At 35.2% G+C, this 4771-nt stretch carries 5 protein-coding genes; 4 read left to right on the forward strand and 1 reads right to left on the reverse strand.

What is annotated here, in order from left to right:
- On the forward strand, positions 1-932 hold a 932-nt coding region (locus HUT38_04385), incomplete at its 5' end, for a hypothetical protein (protein NUQ57690.1).
- Here the strand turns inward: HUT38_04385 and HUT38_04390 are convergent.
- Positions 900-1400 carry a hypothetical protein gene (locus tag HUT38_04390; GenBank protein ID NUQ57691.1) on the reverse strand — a complete coding sequence of 167 codons (501 nt, stop codon included), beginning with the start codon at positions 1398-1400 and terminating at the stop codon, positions 900-902. The two genes, HUT38_04385 and HUT38_04390, sit on opposite strands and share 33 nt — an antisense overlap.
- Positions 1401-1506: 106 nt before the next feature.
- Between HUT38_04390 and HUT38_04395 the strand changes: the two genes are divergently transcribed.
- The 3 genes from HUT38_04395 (at position 1507) to HUT38_04405 (ending at position 4330) form a co-directional block, all read left to right on the forward strand.
- Complete coding sequence (locus HUT38_04395) at positions 1507-1950, forward strand: hypothetical protein (protein NUQ57692.1); 444 nt, start codon at positions 1507-1509, stop codon at positions 1948-1950.
- Positions 1951-2192: 242 nt separating this feature from the next.
- Positions 2193-3545 carry a radical SAM protein gene (locus HUT38_04400; protein ID NUQ57693.1) on the forward strand — a complete coding sequence of 451 codons (1353 nt, stop codon included), beginning with the start codon at positions 2193-2195 and terminating at the stop codon, positions 3543-3545.
- An 80-nt stretch (positions 3546-3625) separates the two neighbouring features.
- Positions 3626-4330, forward strand: coding sequence for a hypothetical protein (locus HUT38_04405; GenBank protein NUQ57694.1), 705 nt, complete (start codon positions 3626-3628; stop codon positions 4328-4330).
- The last annotated feature ends 441 nt before the right edge of the window (positions 4331-4771 follow it).

Consider the following 4771-nt stretch of genomic DNA (forward strand, 5'->3'; position numbering starts at 1 on the left):
AAGATATTACAAAATTACTTGAGAAAATAAAAATAAAAGATACTACAATTACGAGCTTTATTGATGATGTTATTGAGCACCAATTTAACAGTGGTGCAAGTGCTCTAATACCGCCGTTCTTTTATGTAGATGAGATCAACAATGACATCTGGAGTATCGATCAAGAAATTACTCACTTATCAATAGAACATCTGGAAAAATACAAATCCATAAAACCGTTAGTTAAGGGTGTGGCCATATCTCAAGAAATTCTCACCAGTGATAATTCACGAAGCCGACTGTTGGAATATCTTACCTCCTTAAGCGATAAAGTTGAGGGATATATGATTTTGTTGGACTCTTCACATTCTGAAGTAATAGGTGACGAGCCCTGGCTTAAGGGTGCAAAGGATTTGTTCACGAAACTTTTGAGCACTGGTAAATATGTCATCTGGAACAGATCAGATTTTTCAGGCCTTGCCTTAGCACCAACCGGAGTAAGCGTTGCTATGGGAGAAATGCTTAAACAACGACGCTTTAACATTGTTGAGGATAAACAGGCCTATGGACGAAAAGTGCCATATTTCTATTTATCATCGATGTTTGCAAGAGCAACATGGCCAGACGCGTTAAGGGCATTGAATAAATACGATAGATTAGATGATTTATTGTGTTTGGAAAATTGCTGTTCATCTGTCAATTTCTCTTCCCTTGGTGCCCGCGAGGAATCAGACCTAGCAAAACACATGATGTGTACCGTTGGAAATCAGTTCAAGAGATATAAGGGCGGAAGTGGAAAAAATACTCTACTTAAAGATATAAAAAAAGCGAAATCACACTATGATTCTCTTAAGGGTCATACAGATTTAGTTGTCAGAGGTGCTCTAACCAAAAACATCAAACCATCCTCCGGTTCTTTCTTAGACAACTGGTTGAACACTCTGAATAGCTAGGGAGCGTTGCCAAATTTTCTCTCGTAAATTTATTTCGTAGGTGTCCTTGCCTTTAAAGTTATTTGTAGTCGGGTGGTGTAAAACCTTTATTGTGTTTTCGTTGAATACTATCAACCCCACATTATGTTTTTTGAACGAATCGATCTCTATGTTTTTTGCGTAATCCTCATATAAAGCAAGATAACTTTTTTCTGCAAATGAATAATATCTCCACGCCTGGTAAAGTCCCTGCTTCCAATCTGATATCTTAACCTCTATGGCAATAAATTTAGTTTGTTTTGTATTAAAACTTTTTTCCTCCGATTTTTGAGAAGATAGTGAAATTAAAATATCAGCAAAGAACGAGTTGTTACCAACTTCTCGCCTTAACTCGATATTTTTGTCTTTTGCCCCTCGGATAATTTTGGTTATTCCCCCCTGTTGCAGTGTGTTCAGTAGTTGTGATGTAAGTTTTTGTTCACGCAACATAGATTTTTATTTTTCGACTTTATTATAGCATTTATTACAGCGAGCAAGAAAATTGTTTTTCCACAGTTGCTTAAATTTTATTTATCACTGACATTCCTTCATCAGCGTGGATTACATAAAGAAAAATTGGCTTTTGGGTTTATTAAAAATTAGGGGTGTAGGGTGCCATTGCGTGCGTTCTCACCTCGTCCAGCATTCGGAGCAAGGTAGAAAAAACAGGCTGGAAAAGGCCTGTTTTTTCTTTAAGCCTTTATTTGCAAAGAAATTTTTAGGTTCGAACTTTGAATTTACCGCCTTTGCCAATCTGATGCCTTCAACGAGTTTGTTTATAGATTTGGCGTTGGAAATACTAAGCTTTTTGCCATATGCGTGCGATGCTGACGATAATGACGATGGTTTAAGGCACATAGTTAGATTGAGTTGTGCTGAAAAACCTTGCAAAAAAGCTAATTTAATGGTAAAAATAAGCATAAAGAGATCTTTTACAAAATCTTATAAAACCTTAAAGTCCCTCAGTCTGAATTTTATTCAAGTGCGCAGTGTTAAATAGGCATTCGTGTAGAATGTCAGCTTGAATCGAGCTAAGACGAAAAGGCAAAGAAAGGAGAAGGAAGATGAAAAGGCCATCTAAATTTGCGCGCATGGATATTTTGGGAAAACTCAAAACAAATGGTTTTTCTGCAAAATGCGGACCTTGCGCTGACAGTTGCAATAGTGGACAGAAGTGTAAGTAGGTTAATTGTCTGGTGGGGAGGCGCTAGCATCCCCACTTTTTTATAGGAGGACATAGAAATGTTGTTGTCTAGATATAGTCATAGCTTTTCCAAAAACGAACATGTTGCCTTATATAATGCTCTTAATCACGAGGTTGTATTTTTCAGTAAATCATTGTGGCAGAAGTTTAATAAAAATTTCTGCAATAATGATTACTCATCAATGCCTAAAACAATACTGAATAAATTGATTAAAGGAGGATTTTTGATTTCAAATTATTCAGAAGATTATAAAAATTTAGAACAAAAGAGAAAGGAGTCTTCTGAGCCTTGCATAAATAATATGTACTTGCTTCTAAACGAAGGGTGTAATCTTGCTTGCAGTTATTGTTTTTTTGAAGGAAGTTTTGTCAAACCTCCGATGTTAAATCCGATGTCTTTGTCTTTTGCAAAAGAAGCGATTGATTTTTATTCAAAGATTCTTAAAAAAGTTAATCCATCTGTAATAAACGAAAGGCAAAAATTAATAAATTTTTATGGCGGAGAACCTCTTCTTAATCGCGAAGTTTTTGAGAAATCCGTCACTTACATTAATGGATTGATGAATGATGGCATCCTTCCTAATGATACTAGGCTTTCTTTGAATACGAACGGGACCGTTATGGATAATAAACTAGCAAGGTTCATAACTAAGAATAAAATTGAAGTGGGTGTGTCCATTGACGGTCCCCGATTAATTCATGATCTCAATCGAAGATATATTAATGGCAAGGGGACTTTTAGAAAAGCAGTAACGGCTTTTAAAATGTTGCAAGATGCGGGTGCTAATGTTGGTGTTTCTTGCACTGTTTCAGAGCGTACGGTTGATGAAATGCCAGAAATTTTAAACTGGCTAATTAATGACATGGGAATAAAGGGCATGGGTTTTAATCCATTGATTGAATACAGGGGTTTTAAGATAGCTGATGATGCTTATGCCATTAAAATTGCGGAAAATCTAATAAAATGTTTTAAAATCGCACGCGATAAAAACATTTATGAAGATCGGATGATGAGAAAAGTTAAGGCATTTGTCATTGGATATTTTTATGACAGAGATTGCTCGGCAATAGGCCGCCAGATTGTCTTTGGTCCGAATGAAACAGTGGGCGTGTGTATGACATACTATGCCTCCGGGAAATATTTTGTAAGATTTGATAAGCATTTTGATCCCTTTACAAACCCTGTTTGGATTGAATGGGGCAAGAGGATGCCCCTAAACATGCCGAAATGTTTAGGGTGTGAAGCGCTCGGTATTTGCGGAGGCGGGTGTCCGTTCAACGCCGATATGAGAAATGGCGGCATTTGGGAGTTGGATGATTTTTTCTGCGAACACTCTAAAAAAACATTGGAGTGGCTTATTTGGGAGCTGTTTGATTTAATGGAAAAATAATTCAAATTTTAACAGAGGGGCAATTACTTCTTTTGATTGCCCCTTTCAATTTTATCTTAATAAACATATAATATAATAAAATGTTAAATCTAAATTTTTTATACAATCGAGAAAAAGATGCCCTTAATTGGGTAAATACGGCCAAAGACACCAACCCTCCTTTTGGCTTTTCTTATGAGACGAGTGTTGCGCCAATACCAGAAAATTTATTAAAAGAAATAACAGCATTGGATGAAAAAGAAGCTATTGAAAAAGTTTTGAAGTATTTTTCTGGAAATATAGGCAACAAAAGACAAGAACTAAAGGAAGAATTTATTGATTATTACATTAAGGCTCTTGATAGTCACTGGCAAAAACATGGAGAAGAACTTTCAAAAAAAATAGAAAAAATATTCGGAAAATTCAAAACTCAACAATGCGATGTTTTTCTTACAACACTGTATGTTTGTGATTATAATTACAAAGAAAAATATTTTTATTTGAGCCTTTATCATTCATTGGCAAAAAATTTTACGATTATTGCCCACGAGCTGTCTCATTTTTTGTTTTATGATTATTTTCAGGATTATTTCACAAAAAATAAAATTTCTCAAAATTTATTCCAGGACATAAAAGAGAGTGCGACGATTTTGTTGAATATTGAGGAATTTAACAATTTACTATTGATTGAGGATGTTGGTTACGAGCCTCATCAAAAATTAAGAAATGAAATTTTATTATCTTGGCAAAAACATAATAATCTGAAAAAAGTTATTGATGATGTTATAAAAAACTATTCTAACTAACTCTGAAAATACAACTAAACAAACAACTGGATAAGGAAGTATATGCGGCTTTTTGCGAAGCCGTTGTTGGCGGTGCTGATTTTGGCAAAAAGATACGAGACGATCATCCCGGCATCACTAAAGAAAACTATAACGAATATATAGATGGTTTTTACGCAATACATAGCGAGGAGCTGAAAAATATTCTTCAAGACACTGAAAAATGTTTTGAAGAAATAAAAGATGTCTTGTTTTCAGAATTGCAAGAGTATTTCGGCTATGATTACAGCAAAGAAAAATTTACCTGTTATTTATCCATTTTTAATTGCAATCCTCGTTATCTGGAAAGCAAATCTTTTCAAGTTGTAGGGTACCCCTTTCTTAGGACACCTTCTCCATATGTTTGATTGTATCAATTTTATTGGCGGCGGCAAACTGAACCGGCGCCATTTTTAACGCGGT

It is taken from the genome of Candidatus Paceibacter sp. (assembly GCA_013360865.1).
Lineage (GTDB): Bacteria > Patescibacteriota > Minisyncoccia > UBA9983 > UBA9983 > SURF-57.